Origin of the sequence: Legionella quinlivanii, from assembly GCF_003265995.1 — a bacterium.
Taxonomy (GTDB): domain Bacteria; phylum Pseudomonadota; class Gammaproteobacteria; order Legionellales; family Legionellaceae; genus Legionella_C; species Legionella_C quinlivanii_A.
Genome location: NZ_MVJN01000003.1, coordinates 230,108 through 256,935 on the forward strand (window position 1 = coordinate 230,108; position 26,828 = coordinate 256,935).

The window sequence follows — 26,828 nt, forward strand, 5'->3', positions numbered from 1 at the left end:
TTGGCGTCATGTCAGGCTTCAGCTGCCTGACATAGGCTGAAATTGCTGCTAGTCATTGAAACCAGTGAAGCCATTGAATGAAGGCATACAGGATGTGAACATTTCGTAAACCGTATCTGCCAGAGTCTGTGGCTTGCTTGGAGACTGCGGGAAAAACCTGTGCTTGCCTGTATGGTTGATGAGGCTATCATTAGCCGCAGGGGATAGCACTTGATTAAAGAGACTGCGTATTTCGGTAATATCTTTCTTTTCAATAAGGGCTTTCCACTGATCTTTTGAGCAATTTATATTAGCCTGAATAGCAGGTTGCTGAGTAAGTAAATAGACCATGTCGTCAGTTGAATCCAGTGCTTCCCTAATGATCAGATGAAGAGAAGGAGCAATGCTTTGGCTCATTTGGGGGAGGCTGAGAAGGCTGATGACCGCCTCATAGGCCTGCTCACGGATAGCCAGGCGAAGCGCAAAATGCTGACCTTCTGGTAGATTCGCTCGATAGTCCCTATTGGATAATAATGTATCCAGGGCTATGGCATTCGGGTATTCCTGGGGATTTTTTGCCTTCAGAATAGCAAGTTCCAGTGTACTTAAATCAAAACTAAGCATGGGTATTTCGCTCAAGGATTAAAAAAAGACCGCCTGAAGAGCACAGCACATCAGGCGGAGTTATTTCAGATCAGACTATAGAGAATGGCCGAAATAGCGATCAGCCCCATCGCTATCACAAAGGTATTAGTAAAAGGTTGCTTATACTTTTGCAAGACAGGAATTTTGGCAATAGCATACATGGGCATTAAGAATAATATGATTGCAATGACTGGGCCGCCTAAAGTTTCTATCATGCCCAGAATACTGGGATTGACGGTCGCCACCAGCCAGCAAGTGATAATCATAAACACTTCGATGGCCAGTTGTATTTTATTATGGGCAATATCCCTGTTTCGTTTTTGCAATCCCTTGACAATCAATCCCTGCAAGCCTTCGCTGGCGCCCAGGTAATGCCCGAGAAAGGATTTTGAAATTGCAATAAAGGCAATAAAAGGAGCGATGTAGGCTATCACCGGGGTTTTAAAATGATTGGCTAAATAGGAAAGAATGGAAATATTCTGTTGTTTGGCGAGAATCAGGTCCTGGGGTGAAAGGCTAAGCACACAGCTGAATACAAAAAACATGACGGTCGCCACCATCATTAGATGGCTGTATTTTAAAATGCTCGAGCTTTTTTGGTCAGCTTCAGTAGAATAGCGCTGTTTCTGAGCAACCGCGAATGAAGAGATAATCGGCGTGTGATTAAAAGAAAATACCATCACAGGAATCACCAGCCACAGTGTTTTCCAGAAGCTGCTGCTGGCGGCAACCTCACTTAAGCTGCTGCTCTCTGCAAAAATAGCACTATTCCAGTGGGGAATAAGATAAAGAGACAAAAGAATGAGAACGGTGACGAAAGGATAAACCAATAGACTCATCGAGCGTACGATCATTTGCTGACCAAAGCGAACGATGGCCATCAACGCCAGGACGAGCACCAGCGCTATTAGTGAGCGTGGCGGTGGAGTAACTCCCATCTGGTTCAATAAAAAGCTTTGCGTTGTATTGGTAATGGCCACACTATACATCAGCAGGATAGGGTAGATAGTAAAAAAATACAGCAGTGTCAGAATGCGCCCTGCCTGTGAGCCAAAATGCTCATCGACCACTTCGGTAATATCACTGCTTTTGCCTGAGCCTGACAAAACAAAACGGCAGAGTGCCTGATGGGAAAAATAAGTCATCGGGAAAGCCAGCAACGCCATGATAATCAGCGGCCAGATGCCATGTAAACCGGCGTTAATAGGAAGAAATAAGGTTCCTGCCCCAATGGCGGTGCCATAAAGACCCAACACCCATATGGTATCTTGCTTATTCCATTCAGAAACATGGCTTTTTTGTGAGGCTAAGGATCCAACTATTCCTTCTACAGACATAACATATCCTCGTTGAGTGATAAATTAGCATGATTCAGCTCATTTCCTGACTTTAACGCATTCTATTCCTTCAGAAAATCATACGGGCAGTTTGTACTATTTTTAGGCAAGGCATTTATCTTAGCGAATCTAATCTGACAAATCAAGTATCAGCTTGTTCAATAAGTTCATTATAACGATAACAAGAGCATATATGGTCATTAACCATGCCAACGGACTGCATAAACGCATAGCAGCTGGTAGGACCCAGAAAGGCAAACCCATCTTTACGCATTTGTCTGGCCATAGCACGAGACTCGCTGGATTCAGTGGGAATCTCGGATAAATCATGCCTTTTATTGACAATAACCTGTCCGTTGGTAAATTGCCAGAGGTAATCAACAATAGATTGTGTTTCTTCGATACGCAGAAATGCCTGTGCATTTTTCCTGATCGAAAAAATTTTGAGCCGATTACGAATTAATTCCTCATTACTCAGAAATGTAATGAGCTCATCATCACTTAAAGCCGCCAGGCGTTCAGGAGAAAAATTATAAAACGCCTTACGCATCACTTCGCGCCTTTTTAGAATAATATGCCAGCTCAAACCTGCCTGCATACTTTCCAGCACAATCATTTCAAAAAGCTTGTCACGATTTTTAAGGGGAACCCCCCATTCTTCATCATGGTAGCGTTGGTATAGCTCATCTTTCTGACACCAGGTGCAGCGAATCCGCTCAGAGTTTTTCAAAGGTCCATTTCCCAAATATAAACAAAACATTGCCGGCGCCCTGCGCGCCAGGGATGTAAGTCGCTCCAATGCTGGCATGGCGATAATTAATTGATAGCCAGGGGAGGACCCCCGGAAATGGGATGCCCTTGAAAATATCAGGCCGGGCAGTGACCAGTACGCTGTAACCCCCGCCAAGCCGCAGGTTTTCGCTCAAATGCGCCACTTTTAAAAAAGCATAGCCCAGCGCGGGTTCAATGTTTTTATGCGAATCAAGAAATGCTATCGCGTACAGACCATGCCAATCATTGTCTTCATCATAGAACCCTTTTCCCAGGCCACCGCCCCAGGCCTGTTCATTATAAGTTTTCAGGCGCTCCTTGTCATAAGTGTAGCGGTTGTGCCAGGCATAGCCTGTTCCGTATAGCTCATTGCTGCCTTCAGTCCATATCTGATGCAAACGCTGGCATGTTTTATGTATCAAATAAGGGAGACCTTCACAGGATGAAGACGTTTCACCGGCAAAAGCTGCCGTGGATAGGCTTAAAATTAGTACAAATAGTGGAAATAGTAAACGATTCATTTGATATTGAAATGAAGGGGTTCAGCCAGCACTTGTTTAATGCTACAGTGAATTGAATGGAATTCGGGTGCTTAGCTTAATCACCATTAGTAAAATTGTTATTTATTAAGAGCATACTAACATGGACTTGTTTCGTAAAAAAGCGGTTAATTCCGAATTGGAAGATGAATCCTCTCGTCTGGCCAGATGCCTGTCAGCACTGGATTTAGTGTTTCTCGGTGTGGGCGCGATTATTGGCGCCGGAATTTTTGTTCTGACTGGTATTGTTGCCGCAACGCACGCGGGACCGGGTATCGTTTTCTCTTATATTCTTGCCGGGTTGGCCTGTGCTTTTTCAGCGTATTCCTATGCAGAGCTGGCGGCGGCAGTCGGAGGCTGCGGCAGTGCTTATGGTTATGCCTATACCGGCTTTGGTGAATTAATGGCCTGGATTGTCGGCTGGGATCTCATTCTGGAGTATGCGATTTCTGTTCCTGCTGTTTCCGTGGGCTGGAGCGGATATTTTAATGATTTGCTGAAGGCGATGCACATTATGGTTCCTGCGGATCTGCTGCATGCTCCGCAGAGTGGCGGTGTATTTAACGTTCTGTCCATGTCGATTATTTTATTTTTAATGCTGCTGCTGAGTATAGGAATCAAATCCAGCACCCGGGTCAATAATCTGATGGTTTTTGTGAAATTGATCGTTCTTTGTCTCTTTATCATTATCGCCAGTTCCAATGTCAATCCTGCCAACTGGACTCCTTTTCTACCTTTCGGCTGGGAAGGAGTGGTTCAGGGCGGCGCTCTGATATTTTTCGCCTACATCGGATTTGACGCGGTTTCTACCGCGGCTGAGGAAGCAATGAATCCTCAACGCGATCTGCCGGTTGGTATTCTCGGTTCATTAATACTTTGTACCTTATTTTACATTATTGTTTCAGGGCTGCTGACGGGTATTGTTCCCTATCCTGACCTGAATGTTTCTTCCCCCGTAACGCATGCGATGCTGCTGCTTGGCTATCGGGCCGCTGCCGGATTTATCGGTATAGGTGCTGTTGCCGGGCTAACCACTGTAATGCTGGTTCTATTCTATGGTTTAACAAGAATTATTCTGGCGATGTCCAGAGATGGTTTATTACCACGATTTTTTGCCAAAACTTCGCCAAAAACCAAAGCCCCGCTTAGGATCATTATTATCTGCGGTGTTTTAATGTCGCTCATTGCCGCTCTTCTGCCAATTAATGAGCTGGCGGAACTGGTGAATATTGGAACCTTGTTTGCATTCATTACTGTTTGTATCGGGGTCATTGTGATGCGCTATACTCATCCGGATTTGCCAAGACCATTCAGAACGCCCTTTATGCCAGTCGTTCCCATTTTAGGGGTGATATCCTGTTTATATTTAATAATTAATCTTCCCACCCTGTCATTACTGCGTTTTGTAATCTGGATGGCTATTGGACTGGTGATCTATTTTAGTTACAGTTACAGGCACAGTGCGCTTAATGGAGTCAGGCTTGGTAAAGGGACAGAAAAAACCGGCAATTAAAAAAGCCAGAAAAAAAGAATCGGTTTCTCAATTATTGAGAAAAATTGTTTCAGCTCATAAAAAAGAGAAGTCGATTAGCTATGGAGACTTGATTCAGTCAATGGGAGAACGCGCATTTGGCTTAATCACTATTCTGTTTGCTTTGCCCAGTGGCCTGCCTATCTCAATTATTCCAGGCTTTTCTTTTGTGTTTGGTTTGCCAATTGTCTTTATCGCTCTGCATTTAATTATTGGCAGAAAAAGCTTATGGTTGCCTGCGCGACTGGCTCGCCAGACTGTTGATATTGATACCCTGGAAAAGGTGCTTACCAGGACAAGGCCTTATTTATTATATATCGAACGGCTGCTAAAACCGCGTTTGTTATTTTGCTTCTCAGGCATTGCAGAGCACATCCACGGACTTTGCCTTCTTCTTCTAAGTTTATTATTACTGCTGCCGATTCCTCTTAGCAATTTTGTTTTCGCGGCCCTGATCATTTGTTTTGGCCTGGGTTTGATAGAAAAAGACGGATTGCTTATCTTGCTCGCCTATCTGGGGTTTACCGCCTATATTCTCTTTCTTAATCAGGTGATCCGACAGCTTTTAGGGCTGTTTGCTTAAGCCCGCAGGGCGTAGGGGCCACTGCCATCCAGTTAAGTAATCATTGCAGGTTCGACCCTTGGCCCACGCAAAGGGGTTGAACCACTCCGAAACTCAAGGTTGTGCCAAGGGCACAACCTACACGCTACCGCCCATATTGTCATTTCCGCGAAGGCGGAAATCTATTGATGGTTTGGAACAGTGTCATGTTTGAAATGGGTTTGCACCTTTGCGAAAATGACAAAGTCGGGTGTAGCCTGCGCATATTCAGTAAGATCCCTGAATTCTTGCGGATATATTTCATAGTCAGGAATCAGCCTCTGAAGACAGCCGCAAGTGGATAATGCTTGCCAAAACTTGCAAAACTGTGTATAAAGGAGAAAGTCTGTAACATTATTAAACATTTTTTCTGGCTTTTGTATGATAAAACGGTATTTTGACAAGAAGTTCTCTTTCCTGATGACAAGTTCTGATGTTCTGTTTTCACAATTCGACTTTCGAGTTCCCCATGTGGCCTCTGTGGCCTGTTAACGGATAACAACAGCTGAACTTATCTCGCTCGAACCGCATGAAGGAGAACTCAATGCAGAATTACAAATCAATTTTTATCTACGGATTTGCCATCTTTGTAATGTTTTTTGGCTCAGGAAATCTGGTTTTCCCCCTGCAAATCGGATATGCAGGCGAAAGTAACTGGTTAATGGGATTTGCCGGTCTTTTGCTGACCGGCATTTTTTTGCCGCTGATGGGCTTGTTTGTGATTAAGCTTTATCAGGGCAGTTATCAGCGGTTTTTCTCTGAGGCTGGGAAGACAGCAGGCATATTGCTCCCTTTAATTATGCTGGCTTTATTAGGATCTTTTGGTGTAGTTCCACGCTGCATTACAGTGGCTTATGGCAGTGTTAATTACCTGTTCCCCAAAATCTCTCTGATGCCCTTTAGTCTGGTATTTTGCCTGATAACTTTCTTTTTCTGTTTAAATGATCGCATTATGGTCAAACTGCTTGGCAAATGGATGAGTCCGCTTTTATTATTGACGCTTGTGGTTCTGATTGGTGTGGCAATGTGGAAATCTCCTCAGGCGGGAGGTAATACGGCTGCGCTTGCTGCTTTTAATAACGGTTTTGTAACCGGCTATCAGACGATGGATTTGTTCGCTTCTTTCTTCTTTTCTGCTTTAATTTTTCAGCAGATTCAACAGCAATTTCCTAATGCCTCATCCAGAGAAATCATCGGCTTCGCCATTAAACCCAGTATCATTGGGGCCGGCCTTCTGGCAATCATTTATTTAGGGTTGGTCTATTTGGGTGCTCATTACTCCAGTCTGATAGGCGATGTTTCCCCGGAGCTGATGTTGCCGGCAATAGCGTCCTATGCGATGGGTGATAAAGCCACTTTATTTATGGCGATAACCATGTTTTTTTCATGCCTGACTACTGCAGTGGCTCTGAACAATTTGTTTGCGCGCTACCTTTGCTCACTGTTTAAGCAAGAGGATAAATTTCCGTTTTTTCTATGTTTGACCAGCTTAACGGCATTTGCCATTTCACTACTGGATTTTAAGGGGATCGCCGCTTTTCTTTCCCCGATTCTTCAGTTAACTTATCCGGCAGTGATTGTGCTTACTGCCTTATGCATTTTACTTCGTGGCCGTCAGCGTCTGAAAACGCTGGTATTCTATCTGATTACCGCGCTGGTTGGTGGACTGGTATCCTTTCATCTGGTTAATATTGGCTAATTCTTTTCCAAAAGCGAACGGCCCGGTTTTTTTATTAAAGGCTGGGCGAGCCGAGTCAAAGATGCTACTATTTAAGCAGGCTTTAATGGCTTGTTCCTGATCAAATGGCAGGCCCCTTATTCACAGCAAGGAAATTAATGAGATCGTGGTTTTTGAGTGTTTTGATGTTTACCTTAATGTCGGGTTCCCTCATGGCAGCTGAAAAAAAAATCGTGTATGGCTATGTTGAAAAAGCGCTGCTGGTTGATAAAAATCTGACGGTTTCCGCCAAGCTGGATACGGGAGCAAAATCAGCCTCTCTAAGCGCCATTAATATTCAGCCGATCATCAAGGATGGTAAGCAATATCTGCAATTCACTGTACCCAGTAAGCAGGGCAATGTTGATTTTATCGCCGAATACCTGGGCAAAGTTAGAATCAAGGTCAGAGCCGGCGAGCATCTTGCAGGCAAACTCGAGCCTATCAGGAGGCCGGTGGTCTTAATGCGTATTCGGATGGGAAATGTTGAGCAGCAGATCCCGGTCAATCTGACTAATCGCAAACGATTTATTTATCCGCTTCTACTAGGCAGAGATGCCATCAATGCGTTTTCAGGTCTGGTAGACCCTTCCTCAGCATTTAGAATAAAAATGGGTAAGTAGGACAAGAATGAAGTCTAATCAACGTCATGTTTATGGTTTAATTCTCTGTTTGTTTTTATTGGGTACGGGTCTTTTTCTGTACCGGCATTTTATTCTGGATGTTCCGCTGACGGACACCGAAACGGTCAATAGCTGGATGGTCGAGTCAAATTTACGTTTCACCGCCGACAAAAACGCACCAGTAAAAGCCAGCTTCATAATTCCCTATCTACCGCCTTATTATGCCATTCTGGATGAGTACTTCGTTTCTCATAACTATGGGGTAACGACCAATTTGAAGGGCTATAACCGTCAGACCGTCTGGTCGCTTCGCCGAGGGCATGGTGCGCAGTCCTTGTATTATCGTGCCATCTTTCGTGAGACGGATAACAATGAATCTGTTTTGCCCAAGCCGCCAATGGTCAAAGCGCAGGCGCTGGATGAAAATCAAAAATCTGCTGTTGATACGATTTCGAATATTGTGCGCCCAACATCTGCCGATATCCAGACCTTCGCTCAGGAAACAATAAAAGAACTGAATAAAAAAGATGGAAATGCAAAATTATTGGTGGGCCCTGAGTTTAACGAAGAGAATGTGATCAAAGCGGCTATTTTAATCCTCAATCAGGCAAAGATATATGCAATGCCGGTTAAAGGGATTTATCTCAATCAGCAAAGCCATGCCGAGTTTAAATTGTTCATGGCCGTATACAACGACAAGGAATGGTTTTACATTAACCCCCGCACTGGCGGTACAGGTTTGCCGAAGACTTTTCTGGTCTGGCAGTATGGATCAGAACCTCTGTTTGAGGTCAACGGAGGCAAAAAAGCCAGTTTTAATCTGACCGTGTCGCCGACGCCTATTAATGCCTTATCGATTGCTAAAACCCGCGGTTTACAAACCGACTCGCAATTGCTGCGCTTTTCCCTGCTGCAACTTCCGGTTAATGTCCAGGAGACTTATAAAATTTTGCTCACTGTACCGATTGGTGCTTTCATTATTTTACTTCTGCGCAATTTTATAGGTTTGAAAACTTTCGGTACCTTCATGCCTGTCCTGATTGCTCTGGCATTTCGTGAAACTCATGTCATATGGGGGATTGTACTCTTCGTATTCATCGTGTCCTTTGGGTTGCTGGCTCGCTTTTATCTTGATCAACTCAAACTGTTATTGGTGCCGCGTCTCGCGGCGATTCTGACAGTAGTGATTCTCCTGATGATCTTTGTCAGCGTCATGAGCCAGAATCTTGGTCTGGAATCGGGCTTGTCGGTTGCCTTATTCCCAATGGTTATTCTTACAATGACTATTGAGCGGATGTGTATCACCTGGGATGAGCGCGGCGCCTCCGAAGCAATAAGAGCCGGTGTTGGCAGTCTTGTGGCGGCAGTAATTGCTTTCGGCGCTATGAATTATCCTCCACTCCAGTATCTAGTATTTGCTTTTCCAGAACTATTGCTGGTGCTGCTGGCTCTGATTTTACTTTTTGGTCAATATCGTGGTTACCGGCTGTTTGAGTTGTTTCGCTTCAAGGCTTTGGCTGGGGAACATTAATGTTTGGTATTTACCGGCGGCTCAAACAGGGACATGTTTTAAGTATTAATCAACGAAACAGCGATTTTGTTCTCAAATACAATGAAAGAAAACGCTATCCTTTGGTTGATGACAAACTAAAAACCAAGCGCCTCGCGGTAGCCGCAGGAATTGCAGTGCCGCAGCTTTATGAAATTATAGAAACAGAACATCAGATAAGGCAGCTGGATTCCATTCTCGAACCCTATAAAGACTTTGTAATTAAACCGGCTCATGGCGCCGGCGGCGATGGCATTCTTGTGATCACTGATCGCGTTTTTGGACGCTATCGTCAGATTAATGGCAAGTTATTGACTAATCAGGAAATGGATTACCATTTGTCCTGCCTGCTTTCCGGAGCTTATAGCCTGGGAGGGCACGCGGATTACGCCATTGTTGAGCATCGCGTAGTGGTTGATCCCATCTTTAAAGAAGTCAGTTATGAGGGGATTCCCGATATCCGGATTATTACGCTATTGGGATATCCTGCAATGGCTATGGTACGTTTGCCAACGCGTCAATCGGGTGGAAAGGCCAATCTGCATCAGGGGGCAATAGGTGCTGGGATCAATCTCGGTACTGGAAAAACTCTGGGAGGAGTTTTTCATAATGATGCTATCGATTTTCACCCCGATACCATGATGCCGATTGTCGGTATTGAAGTGCCTTACTGGCAAAAAATTCTGGAGATAGCGGCCAGTTGCTATGAACTTACCGGTTTGGGTTACCTGGGAGTTGATATTGTCCTCGACAAGGATCACGGTCCGTTAATGCTCGAGCTGAATGCCAGGCCCGGATTAAATATTCAAATCGCCAATCGCGAGGGCGGATTACAACGCTATCGGGCCATTGAGGCCAGAGCTGCTGCCTGTAAAGAGCCAGTAGAAGAGCGAGTGAAGTTCAGCCGCGAGCAGTTTCTTCGCTAGGCAGGGATAATCCTTCCCTTCATCAGAATGGGTTGATCCGATAATCAATCAACGCGATGCTGGGCAAGCTGAGACTCTGAATGATATAAATCCTCAAATTTTCGTTTTCGATCTGCTTTCTGGCGCGTAAAAAAAGACATTTGCCGAGCATCCTGAGAATCTCTCCACCAAAGAGAGGAGCTTTGGGTTATCAAATGCCGATCCGAGTTCGATGTCGCTGCCAGGGATTTTGATTTTTGTTCTCGGGCGGTTAAAGAAACAGGCACTCTCGAATTCCCATACAGGCTCCATTGTCTTCCATCCTTATCCGGAACAGTCAGTGTTCCGCCATATGAAACGATAGGGCATTCAAATAATTGTAAATTCTCGTTCAACTCGGAGGCAATAACCGAATTTTTGCTGCTTTCTCCACAGCAATAGACATGAATTGAACAAATTCGATGATGAATCAGTAAAAAATCATAATTAAAGCGCTGAGCAACTTTCTCCGCACTAATAAGCAATGCCTGGTTGTAATTTCTATGGTTTCCCAGCTCCAGACTGGAATTCGCATAGCCATGAGCGCAGATATACACCTGAAGTGGTTCAGAAAGAAGCGCCAGTTTAAGCGGCTCCTTATAGAAAAGAACTCCGATTGATTCTGCACTAATGGGTAGATGATTCCTTAACCATTCATCCGTACCTGCGACGAGATCACCTGCCTTTTCGCGTGTAAAGGGAACATACAGTACAATCATTTCTAAAATCCAGCATCTATGAACGTTCAAAAGGATTGATTTTAACAAAAGCAGCTTAAGGGTTTCTTAATTCGTTATCTTTGATTATTTTAAAAGTAAAGATCCTGCGCTTACTGGTTTTATTCGGACTACTCGAGTTTTGGCCTATATGTTTAAATACTGCTTGCCTGAACAGCAAGATATCTTGGTAAGTACGGTTGATTTAAAACGGTTGGCTACCCAGTTATGCCGATTATAAGGCGATTAAAGCAACTTTGAGTCTGAAGCCGCCTTGGATTATGTTGTTAAAAAATTAAGTCCCCTGATTGCTCATGCCTCATTAAACGGTCGTTTTTTGAGATATGAATCTCTAATAATGTCGAGCTTTATAAAATAAGCTTATCAATGTATTGAAAACCCATTTAATTAACATAGAATCAGAAACCTATTAAAATAGAACATTTATGATATGACAGAAACTATTGGCCGACTAATGGTTATGCACGCGTAAGTACTTAGGAGCAGAATCTGAATTTACAGATTGGTGCTTATATCAGTAAAAAACTGACGCGCAGTTGGGGCAGAGTATTGAAGAATTAGCGCATTTAAGGCCGCTAGAAACCCTTCAATTTTTTTTCAGCCAGAAATATTTGGAGAATAAAGAAATTTTATGAAACACGTTCACCATACCCAAAACTGTCAACACTGTTGACATAAATTGTAATAGTTCATTTTAAATCAATTCACTTTCCGCCAGCTGTCTTATTATTGCTCAGATTATGTGAAGGGAGCGATTCATTGGACTTAATCCAGATTTCCGCCCTATTCCATAGAAAGAGAGCTTTATTTCTCCCTACTTTCCAATGGCTTTCATAACTTTGTTGACATCTTCTTCAATAATTTTATTAATTTCTGAAATTTGATCAGAATAACCAACCGATTCAACAACCAAGTCAGCGATTTCCTCGTAAAATGCATCTCGTTCGTGATGTTGTTTTTCTAAAAAGCTTTTCATATCATCTACTGGAAGCGATGGAGTCCGGCCATTTTTCATACGGCCAAGTTGAGTTGGTATAGATACTTTCAAATAAACAACAAACTCTGTGGACAATAATTTTCGGCATTGCTCGCTTGAGACAATACACTCCTCCAATAAAACGACTACATATTCTTTTCCGGTACAATGGGAAATGATGTCTGCTTGGCACCGATTAAATGCTGCTTCCCCTTGCTCTCCCAAAATATCTTTTGTAAGTCGTCCAATATAGCGTTCAATACTTGGATTTGCATCAACGAGTTGCCATCCTAATTTATTAGCCAAAGCTTCAGTAAATATAAACTTACCAGCCCCCATGTGACCCACTACGAAGATGCGCTTTATCATTTGCTAATAATCCTCTTAGCCGGAAATGTCAAAACTCTTAAAGCAAGCCACCAATACCATGTCTTTCTACAATATTGAGTAATTTAAGTATTGCGCCATGGGCATGCCGCTTCCCTTGCTCTAAGCCACGAATCATTGCAGGGCTAACATTAAGATATTTAGCAAATACAGATTGGCTTAATTTTTGTTTTTTCCGTAACTGTTGTATTTCCTCACCGGTAAATTCATGTAAAACAGGTAAATCTTGATCAGTAAGATTTCTTAATGTTTTTTTATCAATAATTTCAGCTTTGTAAAGACCTTGTGCAAGATCATTAATTGTATCTTGTATATTAGACATTTTTATTTACCTCAAACAGTTCCCCTAAAGTAATTAACTTATTTATTTGTTCATTATCAAGCCCAAGCATGATATCAGCCAATTGCTTCAACTTTTTAAGCTCGGAAGTTGTCACATTTCCTTTATCATTCTTAGAGAATAAATGTAGCCAGTAAATGCCATTATCCTTCTTAAAAGCTAATATACTTCTTGAGCCTCCGCTTTTACCTCGCCCTTCATTGGTTGCAATTCTTAATTTATAGAGCCCAGCTCCTAATGAATATTTTAATTGCTCATCTCTGCTTAACTTAAAAAAACCATCTAAAGTATTGATAAGAACTTCATCCTTTAATCCAATTTTATTTGCTTCATTACTAAATTTTTTTATTTTTAAGTGCTTCATGAATGCATGCCAAATTATAATACCATGTATTATAGTACATAGTACTATATATTTCCAAAGGTCAAATTAACGGGGATTTATTAAACTCGGGTTAATGAAATTTGGATAAATGGAAAAACTTTGTTTCTGATAGTAATTAAACACTGTTAAGTTAACTACGTTAATATTCGATTCTATTTCATGGATACGTTAACTAATTGTTGCCATTTGTTAATCGGCTATAGTTTTTACGGCGAGAAAGTTTGCCCCCGTCAGCAAAATGGCCCTCTTAACTAAGTTAGAAAAAATGTTTTCTACACAGTGCAGTGGATTGAAATTAAAACTACTGCGCTGTCGGCTCTAATATCTGAGCAGTTTTGATATAATGGCTAATTTTGCTGTGCTGATAAGTGTATGTTTACCCCACCGCCATTACCTAATTTAAAAAAGCTCATATTTGATTGCACCTCTGAAAAGGCCGATCGAGTAGCTATCAGCAATATGTTGAATAGTATTCTGCCCAAGGTCCGGGCATATCATGATTTTTGTGAAGATCCAAGTAAAGAATACAGGGATGGCGAATTTTGCATGGATTTAAAAAATTTACAATTAACAATTTTAAATGATTTCTATTTAAACAAGCAGCCGGACTGGTTAGGCGTTTTCCAAAAACACGGATATAGCCCGCTTACTCCAGAACGAATAAATCACCATCTAAAAAGTCCCAGAGCGAGTTTCTTCTCTGTTGCCCGGAGTGTAGTAGATGGTCCATTTAGACATAGTAAATTCAGAGAAAAACAGCATTTAGGTATATTTGGAAATCAAGCTAGAAGAGGAGAGCATATTCTTTTTCCAATCAATGTACCTTCAGTTTTACGACGAGTATTACTAAGACTTACGGAGCAGAAAGCAATAATTAATCATGTAGTGTACCACTGGACAACCTTGTCTAATCTCCAGAGTATAATTCGTAACAGGTCATTTTATGGTAACCAGATTATACATGATAGCGGAATATCTTTTGAAAAAAATGCATTGAACACTGGCGACATAGCAAACGGAGATGGTAGTGTTATTTGTTTCTGCCCAGCCCTTGTTGATGACATCGCTCTGGTTAGAAACAGAGCAATCCGAGCTGGTTTACTTAGAGTAAGCATCAATCTTAATAATTCAACGTGTCCTGGAAAATATAATCAGTTTTTTAAGTTATTTGATTTTTTTGCACCACCTTTCTCAAGGCGCTTGAAAATTAGTGCCGACTTGACGGTGCATATTTGCAAAAAGGAGCGCGACAACCCAGCCCTAGAGGTAACTATTTCATTATTAGGTAAACCATTTACGCTAACAATCAATAAGAGCGATGCAATCATATATGGTAACCTTTATTCAATAAATCGCTTTTGTCTAAGCAAAGTTTTCGAGCTGTTTGATTATCATAGTGATTTATTGGCTTACCTGGCGTCTGTGGATGAAAATGAAATAACTAAAATTTTTGTTTTGATTGGCCAAGCCCTGACTTTATTCTCGGAATATAATTTCAATCACTCTTTAAATCTGAGTCCTTTTTTGATTGAAGAAATTTATCATGCTGAAAGTAATGGTTTGTGGAGATTGGATAACCAATATGAAGAGAAATATGCGTCTCAATTGAATTCAGTATTACAAGAAGGTATTGAAAATCAGGTGCGTCCATTAACTCAGCCATTGATAGAACTACACAATTTAAGAGAACTTTCTGTCAATGGATACAAATATCACTTAGGTTTAAAATTGTCAGATTACGATTACAGTCATTGTCCAGCCGAATATTTTACGAGGCAGGGGTACCTAGAAACTCGCTATGATCTGAATTTTAAAGAAGAACTTGCTTACAATAATAATAAGTGAAAATGACCCATTTGCACACGTATCCTGACCTCCCCCGAAGTTTTAACAATTAAATTTGGGGATTTTCGATATTGCTCTGTTTTGAGGTATGCTCGAGTAATGCTGTTATTTTGGCACTAAACGTGTCTATTGTTTCTCCTTGTACCCTAAGCTTACCGGGATAGATTAAAGTAGCTATCTTATGTTCTTGAGTTACTTCAATAGTTATCCCTGCGCTTTTTATTAGGTTGGCATATTGATTAATTGTTGCTGCTGGTGTTCCTGGCGGTATCTCTACAAAAATGCCAAAGTTAGGTGAATTATAAAGTTTACAGTCTTGCTTAAAAAGCAAGCAAATTTTTTGTTCTATAGATAGGTTTTCGCTTTGATTTCTTTTCAATTCAGGCGAAAATAAAAGACCTTCTCCATTTCTTTTTGTAGTCCAAGTTGTATTTAATTCCCCTTTTTTTAATTCATTTAATACTAGAGCTGATTTTGATAAAGTTGATGTTAATCAAACCAATAACTCAAACAATTCTTTACTAACAGAAGCGCTGTTTTCGCCAAACGAGGAGGTAATCAAATACCTGCTTACCATTCCTTCGCTTGCTGTAAATAAAACTTGTAAAGAAAAGCCCCTGTTTTATCGAAAGACCTCAAACTGGAAAGTAACTGATCTAATCGTGAATCACCCCAGTTTTCTACCCAATCAATCTGATTGTTTTAAAGATACACTGATGCACAATCTGGCTTCATATACACAGGCGGAAAGTATCGCGATCCTGGAGGTTATTCTCCAGGCAGGCGGAGATCCCAATTTACAAAATCACAGAGGCGAAACCCCATTAATGCTGGCCTGTCGGTCCAAAAATAAGGAAATGGCTGAGCTATTACTGCGATATGGTGCAAAATAGATATACAGGCGAACGATAAATCAACGGCCTTACACTATGCAATTCAGAGTAACGATAAATGCCTGGTAGAACTACTCATTCAATCGGGCGCAGATTGTAACTTAAAAAGACGTGACGGATATACACCACTCATGATGGCCTGCAAGCTATCGTCACATAAACAGCTAATTCCTATATTGATGGAGAAAACAAAATGGAGCATCTCGGATTTTAGATTAAACAGTGAAAATTATCTGCTGCCTATAATAAATAAAACGGTCTTAGAGTTTCAAAAAGAATTAATTCTAAAAGCAATTCATACTTATATTGAAGAGCGTTTAAGAGAATCCGATCGTCACAAAATTTTTTCAAGATTCTCTAAAAAAGATAAAATTGAAGCCGCATCTGCACTCTTCGCCAGAATGAACGGTGATAAAACCATTAAACTTTCCCTTTACAAGGAAATCCTGACTGATGGACGGCTGTTTGGCATAACTAATTTATGCGAAACCTATACCAGACGAATAGCACTAAGCAACCGTTTAGCCCAAAGCGAAAAAATTATAGATTCTACTGCTGCAATAACGGCAAAGTATCGAAAACATATGAGTAAAGTGCAAACATATCAATCTGTTGAACCATTGTCAGATAAGATGGGAATAAGAATGAGCTGACACATTTATATGTGTGCTAAATGCAATATTCTTTTCATAAGTCCAATCAATGAAAGTAATAATTTGACTTTTTAATAATAACACCTAAATAATCTGCATTCATAATGGTAAACAAATGCATCAAGACCTTTCCTTAAGTCGGTTGGCCGTTCCATTACTCCCCAAGCCCTTATATTGCGTCAACTGTGATTCAATTTAGGGCGGACTACTAAAGTTTTTTCCAGAGATTCCGATAATAACTTACCTCCTGGAAATCCATTCCTGTTTGAATCCCCGGGATAATGAATTAACTGATGACGTTCTTAAATGTTTAAATTGAACATGGTGATTAAATTTGATTCACATGATAGAATCGGTTCGCCGTTCATTTTATGAATACACTGGAGAATAAATATGAAATATGCGTCAGTCGCTGCCGCTTCATTATTATTGAGTAGTCAATTAGCTGCTCAAAATGTTTCAATAGTAGGAAGTATTACGAAAGAAATTCCAGCCAGCAGCAATGCCCGCAGTGTAAATGTCGCGCCGCCACAAGAAATCAGTCTGATGAAAATTGAATTATCAGAGCAGGGACGGGACTATTTAAGCCAGCAAGTTCAAAATTTACAAACGCACAGCAAGCAATTCGCTCTTACAGCATCTACCGCGCAATCAGCTGTAGATCTCGGAATGAATAATACGCCGGTATTAAATCAGGGAAGTCATGGAAGTTGTGTAACCTTTGCGACGACAGCAGCTCTTGATGCAGCCCTTGGCAAAGGGGATTACATTAGCCAGTTATGCCAGCTGGAGTTAGGTGCTTATTTAGCCGATAACGGCTATGCCACGAGCGGCTGGGAAGGTACCTGGGGACGCTTTCTTTTAGGACAGATAGATAGTTTTGGTTTTATTAATAAAGACAAGCAAAAACGCTATGGCTGTGGTGGTTTAACTGATTATCCTACCAACAATCCCAATATTGGTACGGCTATGTCTCTTGAGAGTTTCCATCCCTTAAGTGAACCATTAGACAGCAGCAAGATAACCTGGTCTCCCGTTCTCGATGTATATGATGCTTTTACAGGTAATATGGATGCAAACCGTACCCTGACAGAGGTGAAGCAGGCATTAAACGCAGGTGACCGAGTGACCTTTGGTGTTTTATTACTTGATTTCGACAAGGGAGTGATGGGTGCTGTCGGTACCTATAAGCAGAAATTTGATACCTGGGTTATTTCGCAGGATATTGCCGACGATCTAAAAAACAATCCAGAGTTTGGCGGCCATGAGATGGTTATCATTGGTTATGATGATAATGCGCTGTCTGTTGATGATAAAAAAGTAAGTCATCGTGGTTTATTAAAATTACGAAATTCATGGAGTGACAGGATCGGCGACAAAGGCAACTTTTATATGTCTTATGATTATTTCAAATTGCTGGTTATCGAAGCACAGCGTATTAAAAAAATGAAATAGTATATACCTCTCGTCTTTGCGAAACGAAGTGAAGCAATCCAGATCGAGCCTTGAACAAAGTTAGGAGGTGGATTGCTTCGCTGAAGCTAGCAAAGACAATTATTTGCACCTGCCATTTATGTAATAAGTCCGATCAGGTTGTGGCACATAAGTTCAATGGATAGCCGATGAAACAATTAATCCTAGAGCTGATGTTTTGCCATCTGATAAAAGAAGCCTTGCTGACGCATGAGCTCCTCATAATTTCCTGATTCAATGCAGCGGCCATTTCGGATGACGTGAATGATATCGGCATTGACGATGGTGCTGAAACGGTGCGCAATGACGATGCGGGTCAGATTCATTGCTTCCAGGGTTTCATTGATTTGCTTCTGGACCTTATTATCCAGGGCGCTGGTTGCCTCATCGAGAAGCAGGATTTTAGGATTGGCACTAATAGCGCGAGCCAGGTTAATACGCTGCACTTCGCCGCCGGAAAAGGTTTGGATGCCATCATTGATTAAGGTATCCATGCCCATTGGCAAATCCTGAATCAGTTCTTCTAGCCCTGTTGCCCGAGCAATATCCCAGGCTTCACGACGAGTCAGCGAATCGTTATTACCGGCAAAGTTTTCAAAAATAGTACCCGGAATAAGACGGGTAACCTGCATGACCACACCCATCTGTGAACGTAAGTTTCGCAGATGTATATTTTTCAGATCGATTCCGCTGAATTTGATCTCACCGGATTCAATTTTTTCCAGGCCAAGCAACAAGCGAAACAGAGTCGATTTTCCTGAGCCGGAAGGGCCGACAATCGCTGTAAAAGAGCCTGGCTGTACTTCCAGATTAAAATCGACAAATATTGGCTCCTCATGGTCGGGATAACGGAACACAACATCTTTCAAAACAATGTGCCCGTCCAAATCAACTGGCGATTTGTTTTCCTCCTTTTCAGTTTCAGTCGTAAAAATAGGTTTGGCCATCTTGAACAAAGGGATAATTTCAAGACTTTCACTGACTACATTGCTTAAAGAAACAAAGGCTGAGAAAAATTGTACGAATGCGGCGTTAAATACAATAAACTGCCCGAAACTGATGCCGGCATTTTGCCATATGACCAGACTATAGATGGTAAATGTACTCATTCCGGTGAGAAAAATATTAAAAACATCAAGCCGGTTCTGGTATATATGGGTTTTATTTTCCTCTCGCATTTTATCGCTGTAACACTTGTTCCAGCTGGCAAAAGCCGCATCCTCCTTGTGCGCAATGCGAAGCTTGATAATCGCATTGATAATACTAAGCAAAATACCGCTCAGAGTGGATTCCGCTTCAATCACTTTTCGTTCCTGGCGCAGAATAATCCGGTTAAAGATTAAGCTGCTGATTGTTATAACCAGCACAATCGAAACTGCCGCCAGCGACAGCATGGAGTTGATATAAAACATTAAAAAGAAATTAACCAGGGACATCAGACCATCCAGCATGCTGCGCAAAATGTTTGCGCTTAAAATTTCCTGGACTTCATTAATAATTCCCGACCTAAAGCTTAACTCTCCCGCTGTGTATTGGTTAAAGAAAGAAAGCGGCAAACGTAAAAGGCGGTCCATAATGGCGACTTGCAACCGGTGTTTGGATTTAATCTGCAGGCGAATAATCGATTCAACCTGTAAGAGATACAATAATTGAGTGATGACATTGGTCAGAAGCAGCAAAACAAGTGCTTGCCCTAAAAGCGAAAGATTGGCGAAAGGAATAATGTCATCGAAAATAACCCCCGTCATTACGGGAACGACCAGAAGCGATAAGCTGATTAAAATCTGATAAATAATGACCTTGGCCTGATCTTTCTTTAACACCTTGAAGGTGAACTTCAGAATATCTTTGAGCGGTACGCTTTCCTGGGGCAGTGTTGGATAAAATATATAGGCGTCGGCCTTAACGTCCTGCTGATTAGACGGAGTTATCCTGAATTGTTTTCCTGTCTGGCAATCGATCAGCTGATACCCGGTTCCCTGCGGGATTAATGCGCAGAGTTTCTTTTTGTAAAACACGGCCATTGGCCCAAGATCATTGTGCCACCAGTTCCGCTTTAGGCGGATTTTTCTTATGCGCAGACTATTGGCTGTTGCCACTGAGTTCAGATAATCCACCGGATCGGGATGTTCAATCGACTGGAGAACCGGCTTGTGGATTTCCATGCCCAAATGTCTGGTAATCATGGAGCAAACCCCGAAATAGCTTTCCAATGTATTATCACTATGGAACGGAGTTTCTTTTTCGTTATAAATATCTTCCAGTAAATGCAAACTGGAAAGAGGCAGATCCTCGTCCTGATTCATTACATCTCCTGGTTGATTAGTTCCTGATACAAGCCAGCCTGGCCGATTAACTCCTCATGGGTTCCGGTTTGAGTCAATTGTCCCTGGTCCAGCACATAAATTCGATCGCAATCGCGAATGGCACTCAGACGGTGAGCAATAATGAGTAAACTGGTATTCATTGCCCACAAATTGTCATAAATCTGTCGTTCAAGAACAGTATCCATCGCCGAAGTGGCTTCATCAAGAATCAACAAGGGAGCCTGTCTGAGAATGGCCCTTGCAATTTCCAGACGCTGGCGCTGGCCGCCGCTAAAGTTATTTCCCGACTCATTGATAAGAATGTCCAGCCCGCCTCGCGCTCGGATAATTTCATCCATTTCAACCGCTTTCAATGCTTCATATAGTTGTTCATCTTTAAGCGACTTATCCCAGAAACTTAAATTGTCACGCAAAGTGCCGGGGAGGAATAATATGTTCTGATCAACCTGGGCCAGCAGTTTGCTGATTGACAATCGGCTTAATTCAGCAATAGGGCAGCCGTTTAGGTGGATGCTGCCTTCAGTAGGCTGGTACACTCCTGTAATCAATTTAGCCAGCGTCGATTTACCACTCCCGCTTTGACCGACCACCGCAACGCGCTCTCCTTGCCTAAGCTCCAGAGACACGTCGTATAGAACAGGGGGATCAAGCGGAGAAAAACTGAAGCCCAGATTTGTAACCTGCAGAATTCGTTTGTCCTCGGGAATGGGAGGGGCTACCTGACGAGTTTGTCCGCTGTCAAAATGCGCGTCAGAGCGGGTATTCACGACATCATCCAGTCTGACAATGTCTCCTTTAATCTGGTTGAGCTGATGGTAAAAGCCTATCAAACTATTCAGCGGTTGCAGAAAACTGCTGAGCAGCGCCTGAATCGCTACTACCGAGCCAATGGTTATAACACCTGACATCACCAGATAAGCGCCATAGCAAATAATCACCATATTCGCCCAGAAACCAAGCAGGCTGGGAATAAGGCCAAGCAATGCGCCTATCCAGTGCAGACGCTGCTCGGTGGTCAGGTATTCGGTATAGTGCGCAAGCCAGCGGTTAAAAAAATGGGATTCCAGCGCCGCGACTTTCAGGGTTTCGATAATTTGAAAGCCATTCGCCTCTATACCATCCAGTTTTCCTTTATTTTGCGCATAACGTCGGCCATAATCGAGTAAAAAACGTCTGCCCAACAACATTGAAAACAGGTTTAAAGAAGTCAGAAGAAATAGTGCGATACCGATTTGCCAGCTTAATAAGAATATAACCAGACCAAAGGCTAACATCTCAAAAATCCCTACCACCTGTGCCGGCAAATTTTTTGACAGCAATAAGGCCAGCTCCTCATTAAGAGAGTTCCGGTTTGCGATATCACCCGATGCCCGCTGCTGAAAATAACGAATGGGTAAATGCAGAAGATGCCAAAGAAATTGGATGGAATTGACAATATTGAGTTTGAATTGCAAGCGTCTTAATGCTTTGAACTGCAGTATGCTAAACAGAACTTCAGCAATTGTGGTAAAAGCCAGCCCCAGTAGAACGACAGGAATTAACGAGCGTTGATTATCGATAAGCAGATGGTCAATAAAGGCTTTTGTAAAAATTGGGGTGGCAATCTGGGGAATTATTAAGGCCACAGTGGTTAATATGATAAACAGCATAGGCCAGTAATTATTGCCGATTCTGTCAAACAATAAAGACAGGGTCGAGCGTTCTGGAGTGCCTCCCTTTTCAAATCCCTCTCCCGGAGTAATTTCCAGCACTACACCCGTATAACTTTTACCAAACTCCTCCCAGCTTATTTTGCGTGGACCTGTTGCCGGATCGTTTAGAAAAACTGTTTTTGCATTAAAGCCTTCTACTACCAGAAAGTGATTGAATTCCCAATAGGCAATAAAGGGGACTTTAACATTTTCAAACTCATCGATGTCGACATTGGCGCCAAAAGCATCCATCCCATAATGTCTGGCTGCTTTCACAATATTGATTGCCTTGGTACCATCACGGGAAATATTACAGGCTACCCTTGCCTCTTCTGCAGAAATATATTTCCCGTAGTAAGCCAGGATAATAGACAAGGAGGTGGCTCCACATTCAGTGGATTCCATTTGCAGAATGGTTGGCGTATTGACGCGCTCTTGTTGTAATTTTTCTTTTGCCATAGGGTATGCTTTTTAGTCCACAAAATGCACAAATAATTCAATTGGTTTCTTCGCTTCGACGTTAATCATCCCTTCAACCACTGTTCCCTGGGTCAGATTAATGTCAGGGCCTTTCGAGCTGGTCCATTGGTAACCGCTATGAGTAGCACTATTTTTATCGAGTAAAATTTTTACAGCAATCAGCGGAGTGGAGTTATTAAAGAAGCGAACCAGATCCTGGCTTCTCAGAATTGTCATCATATTTTCAGCAGTTACCGGCAGCAGTGAAATGGTTTCGACCCGTCCCTGGATGGTTCCATATTCCAGTTTATTCACCGTGCTTGGAGCAATTTGTGCCGTCATGCCAATTTTAAGAAGCTTGCCTTTGGTAGCTGGTATGAAGATCAAGGCGTATAAATTGCTTTCAGCTGGCGCAATAGTCAGCAAGGGTTCGCCGGGCTTGGTCAGATCGCCTTCCTTCACCTTGATTTCAGCAACCACACCATCGGTGGGGCTAATAATATTCTGCGTGAGCTCCCAGCGTTTCTCTGCCAGATTATAATCATACTCAGCTTTCTGAACGGTCATGTCCATTTCGAGTTGTCGTTCTCTCCACTTGTCCTTGAGATCAATCAGGTTAGCTTTCATGGAAATCAAATCCGCCTCGTGAGAACGCACTTCCTGTAGCAGACGATAATACTCAATACGGGTTTCGGTGACATTGGGTAAATCAAGAATCCCTTTCTTATAGGCCGTTTCTTTCAGGCCCATCATGGTTTCCAGCTGCTTGATTTTCTGCTGCGCTGCAGCCAGACTGGAGTTTATTTTTTCAATTTGCTGTTTTTGACTGGTTTCGAGATTAACCAGAATGGTCTTGGCGCGCTCGGTCAGATCAGCTTGCTGCTTCTTAAGCTGGATTAAATAGTTTTTCTGCAATTGCAGTTGCATGCCTAGCTCGCTATCCATTCTTACCAGCAGCATATTTTTATGTACGTGCTGACCGGGCTGTACATAGATTTGCTGAACAACACCCCCTTGTTCTGAGGATTGTACCGATACAATTGGATTGTTAAGGCTCAGAAGCATTCCATTGCCTTGCACGCGCAGATAAATATTTCCATAAAATAACCAGTAGATGAAACCCAGCAATAACAAGGTCAGAATTAACAGGATGAGCCAATTGCGTGTAGAGACCACCTGCAGCGCGTCATCAAGCAGCACTGGCCGGTTGACATGCTCCAAGGCACTTTGTCGGAAAACAATAGGCTTTTTTTCCATATTAAGTATTCATAGTGGTTAATTGATTTTGGACATCCCGCAAGCGCCTGGCAATAACAGGTAATAACTGCAAGGCAATTTCAGGATAAGCCTGAATCTGGGCTTTAAAATCCCAGGCAGAGATTGCTAAAGTTTTAGTAAGTTCCAGAGCAATGGCGCTGGCGGAGCGAGGCAAGCCATCAATTATTGCCAGTTCACCGAGGATTTCTCCTGCGCCCAGTTTGGCAATAAACAGTTTATCGGGCAGATTCATTTCCCGAAACACCTCTACCTGACCGGATACAATGATGAAGCAATATTGGGCTGTTTCCCCTTCGCGAACCAGATAGTCCCCTTTGATATAGGTTTTCTCCTGGGCCAAGTCAGCAATTCGCCATAAAATGCGCTTGTTCAGGGCTGAAAACAGCGATGAGGACTCTAATAGTTTCACTAAATCCATCGTCTTATCCTGTAAGATAACTTATTGATGTCATTAATTTTAGTTTAGGCCACTAGTGACAGAAAATACTAGTCTGTTTGAAAAAAACAACTCGCCAATTTGCTTAGCTCATTAAATATCTTTCTGTGGGGGTATAGGCATAAAAATTGCTTGAATGAGTAAAAAAAATTGTAACGCCTCAGCTACGTCACCCTGAGCGTAGCGAAGGATCTCAAACTGCTTAGAACTGGGCCAGATACAGGAGATCCTTCACTTCGTTCAGGATGATGTTGAGACGATTTGATTGAATTAAAATCAAACCAATCCACAGCTTAGGGAGTTACAAAAACAGGAATTAAACTAATGAAAAAATGGATGGTGATTTCTGTGCTATGGCTAGTCTGCCATCCGCTGATGGCGAAAACCAGCCCAGTGCCCCTTGCGACCCCTCTGGAAGCCACCCAGTTTCAATCATTACCTGATAGCCGGCAGATTGAGGCATTTCTTCAGCAGTTAAGTGAGCATTCTCCTCACATGAAGCTGCTTCATCTTGGGCTTTCAGCAGGAGGGCGGCCCATTTCTGCCTTGCTGGTTTCCAATTCAAAAGCCTTTTTAAAAAACGGGCAGCATGAGGCTAATAAGCTGACTGTGTTACTACTGGGATCGCAGCATGGAACCGAGCCCTCAGGCTGCGAAGCCCTGCAGAAGCTGGCTCTGGAGTTAGCCGTCAATAAGCAGCAGCAAAGTATGCTGGACGATATTAATTTTATGATTATTGTCAACGCGAATCCGGATGGTCGTGATACTAACTCCCGTTTTAATGCCATAAACGGCAACCTGAATGTCGACTTTACCCGACTGGCCTATACTGAAACTCAAATTTTTATCAATGTTCTTAAAGATTATCAGATTGACGCTTTACTTGATTTGCATGAATCGTCCACCAAAAAGAAAATCCTTACTCTGAAAGAAGGTTATTATGTCAATGCAGAAGCACAATACGAAATAGGAAATAATCCCAATATTAACGAGAAGTTACGACAGTTCAGCCATGAAGTACTATTGCCGCAATTACTGAAAACCAGTGAAGAATACGGTTTGCGTAGTGAACATTATCGCGGCGAAATTTTGCAGCTTAACCAGCCGGTTAGCCATGGTGGGCTGAGGGTGAGTAACATGCGAAATTACAGCGCACTGCAGGGGGTTTTTTCGGTGCTGGTTGAAAACCGTCTGGACTCCAAGGATGGGCATTATGCAACCCCAGGCAATATTGAGGTCAGGCGAAACAAACAGTACATCAGTGTGCTGAGCTTCTTAAACGTAATTAAAAAAAATAAACAGGCTTTGCAGCCGATTATTCAGCAAGCGCGCAATGAGTGGAAACAATATCCCCTGCACTATAAAAGTTATCTGGCTTACCACTATAATCTGAACATGCAGCAGCCCAGAACAGCCGTTTCCTTACGCCGCGCCGATAATCTCCAGACTGTTGACCGTGAATTTGCCAATTTTGATTATATAGAAATTGATGAAACCATTTTAATGCCTGACGCTTATTTAATAAAAGGCAGCGAAACTCGCGTACTGGATTTATTGAATAAACACCATATTCAGGTGGAAAAAATTGATGCCGCTCAAGAGGTGATTGCGATTAATCCGGCAGTGCATTCTGTTTCAATCCACTATTCACCCATCCAGGATTTTTTTACAACAGTTAAAATTGACGTCGATTACGACCCACAGCCGCTAAGCCTTACTCCGGGTGATTATCTGGTGAATGTTCGCCAGCCTAAAGGAAAGCTTATCCCTCTATTACTTGATCTGCGTTCGATAGACAGTGTGTATCAAAATCTTAAATTCAATCCCGACCTTGCCCGTATAAAAAAAGGGGGGATTATTCCGGTAAAATTAAAGCAATCCAGCCCCTGATTGTCCGGAAACTGCAAAGCGCTTTTTATCCTGCAGGCGCAATGCGGTTAATTGACCGCCCCATAGACAGCCTGTGTCAATGGCATGCAAACGCGGTACCGGGCAATAGCCTCCGAGGGCCGCCCAATGGCCAAAGACCAGATCAGCATCAATTGAAATACGACTGGGAACGGCGAACCAGGGCAATAGATTGGCCGGTGCCTCGGCAATCGTTCCCTTATAATTTAATATCAGACGCCCATCCTTATCACAGAAGCGCATTCGCGTAAAATAATTGGTAATCGCACGCAACCTCTCCACGCCATTCAAATCATCGCGCCATAAACTGGGTTCATTGCCATACATGGCCGCAAAATAATGCGCATAGTCAGCTGAATGAAGGACCCGCTCCAGCTCTGATGCAAGCTGAATAGCGGTTTCAAGATCCCACATTGGGGCTATACCTGCGTGGCATATGACCACATCTAAATCCGGATCATGAGCGAGAATTGATTGATTGCGCAGCCAATGCCCTAAATCTTCACAATCAGGGGCCTCGAGGATTTCATAAAGAGTATCATCGGCATTTACTTTTGCATTCTGGCCAAATATTTTAACAAGAAGATGAAGATCATGATTACCCAGGGTAATAACCGGCTTCAAAGGAAGCTGTCTGATAAATCGAAGCACCTTAAGTGATTCCGGTCCACGATTGACTAAATCGCCGACAAACCATAGCCGGTCACTGCGATCATTAAAATCAAGGCTGTCCAGCAATCTCATTAATGGCTCATAGCAGCCTTGAATATCCCCAATCGCATAATCGGGCATGTGAAGAGTCCT

Annotated in this window: 25 protein-coding genes and 1 pseudogene; 12 read left to right on the top strand and 14 right to left on the bottom strand. The window is 42.5% G+C overall.

The window, feature by feature from the left end; all coding sequences use genetic code 11:
• Nucleotides 1-48: 48 nt before the first annotated feature.
• The 4 genes from B1207_RS04755 to pagP form a co-directional block, all read right to left on the bottom strand.
• On the bottom strand, nucleotides 49-618 hold the full coding sequence (locus B1207_RS04755; protein WP_172458127.1) for a hypothetical protein: 570 nt from the start codon (nucleotides 616-618) through the stop codon (nucleotides 49-51).
• Between the two features lie 50 nt (nucleotides 619-668).
• Nucleotides 669-1,961 carry a serine/threonine transporter gene (locus tag B1207_RS04760; protein ID WP_112218845.1) on the bottom strand — a complete coding sequence of 431 codons (1,293 nt, stop codon included), beginning with the start codon at nucleotides 1,959-1,961 and terminating at the stop codon, nucleotides 669-671.
• Between the two features lie 142 nt (nucleotides 1,962-2,103).
• Nucleotides 2,104-2,721 carry a DNA-3-methyladenine glycosylase I gene (locus B1207_RS04765; RefSeq protein WP_216362456.1) on the bottom strand — a complete coding sequence of 206 codons (618 nt, stop codon included), beginning with the start codon at nucleotides 2,719-2,721 and terminating at the stop codon, nucleotides 2,104-2,106.
• Entirely contained in the window at nucleotides 2,678-3,253 is a 576-nt protein-coding gene (gene pagP, locus B1207_RS04770) for a lipid IV(A) palmitoyltransferase PagP (RefSeq protein ID WP_112218846.1), read from the bottom strand. The genes B1207_RS04765 and pagP overlap by 44 nt, the downstream gene beginning before the upstream one ends.
• Before the next feature lie 121 nt (nucleotides 3,254-3,374).
• Between pagP and B1207_RS04775 the strand changes: the two genes are divergently transcribed.
• The 6 genes from B1207_RS04775 (at nucleotide 3,375) to B1207_RS04805 (ending at nucleotide 10,218) form a co-directional block, all read left to right on the top strand.
• Nucleotides 3,375-4,784 carry an amino acid permease gene (locus tag B1207_RS04775; RefSeq protein ID WP_112218847.1) on the top strand — a complete coding sequence of 470 codons (1,410 nt, stop codon included), beginning with the start codon at nucleotides 3,375-3,377 and terminating at the stop codon, nucleotides 4,782-4,784.
• On the top strand, nucleotides 4,753-5,385 hold the full coding sequence (locus B1207_RS04780) for an exopolysaccharide biosynthesis protein (RefSeq protein ID WP_253255783.1): 633 nt from the start codon (nucleotides 4,753-4,755) through the stop codon (nucleotides 5,383-5,385). Before B1207_RS04775 ends, B1207_RS04780 begins: the two co-directional genes overlap by 32 nt.
• 562 nt (nucleotides 5,386-5,947) lie before the next feature.
• Nucleotides 5,948-7,102: a branched-chain amino acid transport system II carrier protein gene (locus tag B1207_RS04790; RefSeq protein WP_165483090.1), complete on the top strand. Its 1,155-nt coding sequence runs from the start codon at nucleotides 5,948-5,950 to the stop codon at nucleotides 7,100-7,102.
• A 137-nt stretch (nucleotides 7,103-7,239) separates the two neighbouring features.
• Nucleotides 7,240-7,743: an ATP-dependent zinc protease family protein gene (locus B1207_RS04795; protein ID WP_112218851.1), complete on the top strand. Its 504-nt coding sequence runs from the start codon at nucleotides 7,240-7,242 to the stop codon at nucleotides 7,741-7,743.
• Nucleotides 7,744-7,750: 7 nt separating this feature from the next.
• Nucleotides 7,751-9,274: an inactive transglutaminase family protein gene (locus B1207_RS04800; RefSeq protein ID WP_112218852.1), complete on the top strand. Its 1,524-nt coding sequence runs from the start codon at nucleotides 7,751-7,753 to the stop codon at nucleotides 9,272-9,274.
• On the top strand, nucleotides 9,274-10,218 hold the full coding sequence (locus B1207_RS04805) for an alpha-L-glutamate ligase-like protein (RefSeq protein ID WP_112218853.1): 945 nt from the start codon (nucleotides 9,274-9,276) through the stop codon (nucleotides 10,216-10,218). The genes B1207_RS04800 and B1207_RS04805 overlap by 1 nt, the downstream gene beginning before the upstream one ends.
• 44 nt (nucleotides 10,219-10,262) lie before the next feature.
• Here B1207_RS04805 and B1207_RS04810 read toward each other — a convergent pair whose 3' ends face one another.
• From B1207_RS04810 to B1207_RS04825, 4 genes are all read right to left on the bottom strand, one after another.
• Nucleotides 10,263-10,955 (bottom strand): hypothetical protein, encoded by a 693-nt coding sequence (locus tag B1207_RS04810; protein WP_112218854.1) that lies wholly within the window; start codon nucleotides 10,953-10,955, stop codon nucleotides 10,263-10,265.
• 832 nt (nucleotides 10,956-11,787) lie between these two features.
• Nucleotides 11,788-12,318 (bottom strand): shikimate kinase, encoded by a 531-nt coding sequence (locus tag B1207_RS04815; protein ID WP_112218855.1) that lies wholly within the window; start codon nucleotides 12,316-12,318, stop codon nucleotides 11,788-11,790.
• A 37-nt stretch (nucleotides 12,319-12,355) separates the two neighbouring features.
• Nucleotides 12,356-12,658: a helix-turn-helix domain-containing protein gene (locus B1207_RS04820; RefSeq protein WP_045105560.1), complete on the bottom strand. Its 303-nt coding sequence runs from the start codon at nucleotides 12,656-12,658 to the stop codon at nucleotides 12,356-12,358.
• Entirely contained in the window at nucleotides 12,651-13,040 is a 390-nt protein-coding gene (locus tag B1207_RS04825) for a type II toxin-antitoxin system RelE/ParE family toxin (protein WP_112218856.1), read from the bottom strand. Before B1207_RS04825 ends, B1207_RS04820 begins: the two co-directional genes overlap by 8 nt.
• Before the next feature lie 393 nt (nucleotides 13,041-13,433).
• Here B1207_RS04825 and B1207_RS04830 point away from each other — a divergent pair, with 393 nt between their 5' ends.
• Nucleotides 13,434-14,906 (top strand): hypothetical protein, encoded by a 1,473-nt coding sequence (locus B1207_RS04830; protein ID WP_112218857.1) that lies wholly within the window; start codon nucleotides 13,434-13,436, stop codon nucleotides 14,904-14,906.
• Between the two features lie 49 nt (nucleotides 14,907-14,955).
• On the opposite strand, the gene B1207_RS04835 is transcribed toward B1207_RS04830, so the two are convergent.
• On the bottom strand, nucleotides 14,956-15,285 hold the full coding sequence (locus tag B1207_RS04835; protein WP_112218858.1) for a hypothetical protein: 330 nt from the start codon (nucleotides 15,283-15,285) through the stop codon (nucleotides 14,956-14,958).
• Between the two features lie 283 nt (nucleotides 15,286-15,568).
• Here B1207_RS04835 and B1207_RS04840 point away from each other — a divergent pair, with 283 nt between their 5' ends.
• From B1207_RS04840 to B1207_RS04850, 4 genes and pseudogenes are all read left to right on the top strand, one after another.
• On the top strand, nucleotides 15,569-15,799 hold the full coding sequence (locus tag B1207_RS04840) for an ankyrin repeat domain-containing protein (RefSeq protein WP_112218859.1): 231 nt from the start codon (nucleotides 15,569-15,571) through the stop codon (nucleotides 15,797-15,799).
• 2 nt (nucleotides 15,800-15,801) lie between these two features.
• Nucleotides 15,802-15,951, top strand: a pseudogene (locus tag B1207_RS16195) (ankyrin repeat domain-containing protein); the annotation flags it as partial.
• Nucleotides 15,952-15,978: 27 nt separating this feature from the next.
• Nucleotides 15,979-16,452: a hypothetical protein gene (locus tag B1207_RS04845; RefSeq protein WP_253255784.1), complete on the top strand. Its 474-nt coding sequence runs from the start codon at nucleotides 15,979-15,981 to the stop codon at nucleotides 16,450-16,452.
• Nucleotides 16,453-16,845: 393 nt separating this feature from the next.
• On the top strand, nucleotides 16,846-17,907 hold the full coding sequence (locus B1207_RS04850; protein ID WP_112218861.1) for a C1 family peptidase: 1,062 nt from the start codon (nucleotides 16,846-16,848) through the stop codon (nucleotides 17,905-17,907).
• Nucleotides 17,908-18,089: 182 nt separating this feature from the next.
• On the opposite strand, the gene B1207_RS04855 is transcribed toward B1207_RS04850, so the two are convergent.
• From B1207_RS04855 to B1207_RS04870, 4 genes are read right to left on the bottom strand one after another with little or no spacing between them, the layout of a single operon-like run.
• Nucleotides 18,090-20,231 carry an ATP-binding cassette domain-containing protein gene (locus B1207_RS04855; protein WP_112218862.1) on the bottom strand — a complete coding sequence of 714 codons (2,142 nt, stop codon included), beginning with the start codon at nucleotides 20,229-20,231 and terminating at the stop codon, nucleotides 18,090-18,092.
• The gene (locus B1207_RS04860; protein WP_112218863.1) at nucleotides 20,231-22,402 is read right to left on the bottom strand and encodes a cysteine peptidase family C39 domain-containing protein; all 2,172 of its coding nucleotides are present in this window, start codon (nucleotides 22,400-22,402) and stop codon (nucleotides 20,231-20,233) included. Before B1207_RS04860 ends, B1207_RS04855 begins: the two co-directional genes overlap by 1 nt.
• Nucleotides 22,403-22,414: 12 nt before the next feature.
• The gene (locus B1207_RS04865; protein ID WP_112218864.1) at nucleotides 22,415-23,659 is read right to left on the bottom strand and encodes an NHLP bacteriocin system secretion protein; all 1,245 of its coding nucleotides are present in this window, start codon (nucleotides 23,657-23,659) and stop codon (nucleotides 22,415-22,417) included.
• 1 nt (nucleotide 23,660) lies between these two features.
• Entirely contained in the window at nucleotides 23,661-24,098 is a 438-nt protein-coding gene (locus B1207_RS04870; protein ID WP_112218865.1) for a cyclic nucleotide-binding domain-containing protein, read from the bottom strand.
• A 342-nt stretch (nucleotides 24,099-24,440) separates the two neighbouring features.
• Here B1207_RS04870 and B1207_RS04875 point away from each other — a divergent pair, with 342 nt between their 5' ends.
• Nucleotides 24,441-26,006 (top strand): M14 family zinc carboxypeptidase, encoded by a 1,566-nt coding sequence (locus B1207_RS04875; RefSeq protein WP_112218866.1) that lies wholly within the window; start codon nucleotides 24,441-24,443, stop codon nucleotides 26,004-26,006.
• Here B1207_RS04875 and B1207_RS04880 read toward each other — a convergent pair.
• On the bottom strand, nucleotides 25,986-26,816 hold the full coding sequence (locus B1207_RS04880; protein ID WP_112218867.1) for a symmetrical bis(5'-nucleosyl)-tetraphosphatase: 831 nt from the start codon (nucleotides 26,814-26,816) through the stop codon (nucleotides 25,986-25,988). The genes B1207_RS04875 and B1207_RS04880 overlap by 21 nt on opposite strands.
• Nucleotides 26,817-26,828: the final 12 nt, after the last annotated feature.

Coding starts and splice junctions, on each gene's coding strand:
- B1207_RS04760 (WP_112218845.1), bottom strand. CDS start 1,961: ATGTCTGTAGAAGGAATAGTTGGATCCTTAGCCTCACAAAAAAGCCAT.
- B1207_RS04765 (WP_216362456.1), bottom strand. CDS start 2,721: ATGTTTTGTTTATATTTGGGAAATGGACCTTTGAAAAACTCTGAGCGG.
- pagP (WP_112218846.1), bottom strand. CDS start 3,253: ATGAATCGTTTACTATTTCCACTATTTGTACTAATTTTAAGCCTATCC.
- B1207_RS04775 (WP_112218847.1), top strand. CDS start 3,375: ATGGACTTGTTTCGTAAAAAAGCGGTTAATTCCGAATTGGAAGATGAA.
- B1207_RS04790 (WP_165483090.1), top strand. CDS start 5,948: ATGCAGAATTACAAATCAATTTTTATCTACGGATTTGCCATCTTTGTA.
- B1207_RS04795 (WP_112218851.1), top strand. CDS start 7,240: ATGAGATCGTGGTTTTTGAGTGTTTTGATGTTTACCTTAATGTCGGGT.
- B1207_RS04800 (WP_112218852.1), top strand. CDS start 7,751: ATGAAGTCTAATCAACGTCATGTTTATGGTTTAATTCTCTGTTTGTTT.
- B1207_RS04805 (WP_112218853.1), top strand. CDS start 9,274: ATGTTTGGTATTTACCGGCGGCTCAAACAGGGACATGTTTTAAGTATT.
- B1207_RS04810 (WP_112218854.1), bottom strand. CDS start 10,955: ATGATTGTACTGTATGTTCCCTTTACACGCGAAAAGGCAGGTGATCTC.
- B1207_RS04815 (WP_112218855.1), bottom strand. CDS start 12,318: ATGATAAAGCGCATCTTCGTAGTGGGTCACATGGGGGCTGGTAAGTTT.
- B1207_RS04820 (WP_045105560.1), bottom strand. CDS start 12,658: ATGTCTAATATACAAGATACAATTAATGATCTTGCACAAGGTCTTTAC.
- B1207_RS04825 (WP_112218856.1), bottom strand. CDS start 13,040: ATGAAGCACTTAAAAATAAAAAAATTTAGTAATGAAGCAAATAAAATT.
- B1207_RS04830 (WP_112218857.1), top strand. CDS start 13,434: ATGTTTACCCCACCGCCATTACCTAATTTAAAAAAGCTCATATTTGAT.
- B1207_RS04845 (WP_253255784.1), top strand. CDS start 15,979: ATGGAGAAAACAAAATGGAGCATCTCGGATTTTAGATTAAACAGTGAA.
- B1207_RS04850 (WP_112218861.1), top strand. CDS start 16,846: ATGAAATATGCGTCAGTCGCTGCCGCTTCATTATTATTGAGTAGTCAA.
- B1207_RS04855 (WP_112218862.1), bottom strand. CDS start 20,231: ATGAATCAGGACGAGGATCTGCCTCTTTCCAGTTTGCATTTACTGGAA.
- B1207_RS04860 (WP_112218863.1), bottom strand. CDS start 22,402: ATGGCAAAAGAAAAATTACAACAAGAGCGCGTCAATACGCCAACCATT.
- B1207_RS04865 (WP_112218864.1), bottom strand. CDS start 23,659: ATGGAAAAAAAGCCTATTGTTTTCCGACAAAGTGCCTTGGAGCATGTC.
- B1207_RS04870 (WP_112218865.1), bottom strand. CDS start 24,098: ATGGATTTAGTGAAACTATTAGAGTCCTCATCGCTGTTTTCAGCCCTG.
- B1207_RS04875 (WP_112218866.1), top strand. CDS start 24,441: ATGAAAAAATGGATGGTGATTTCTGTGCTATGGCTAGTCTGCCATCCG.
- B1207_RS04880 (WP_112218867.1), bottom strand. CDS start 26,816: ATGCCCGATTATGCGATTGGGGATATTCAAGGCTGCTATGAGCCATTA.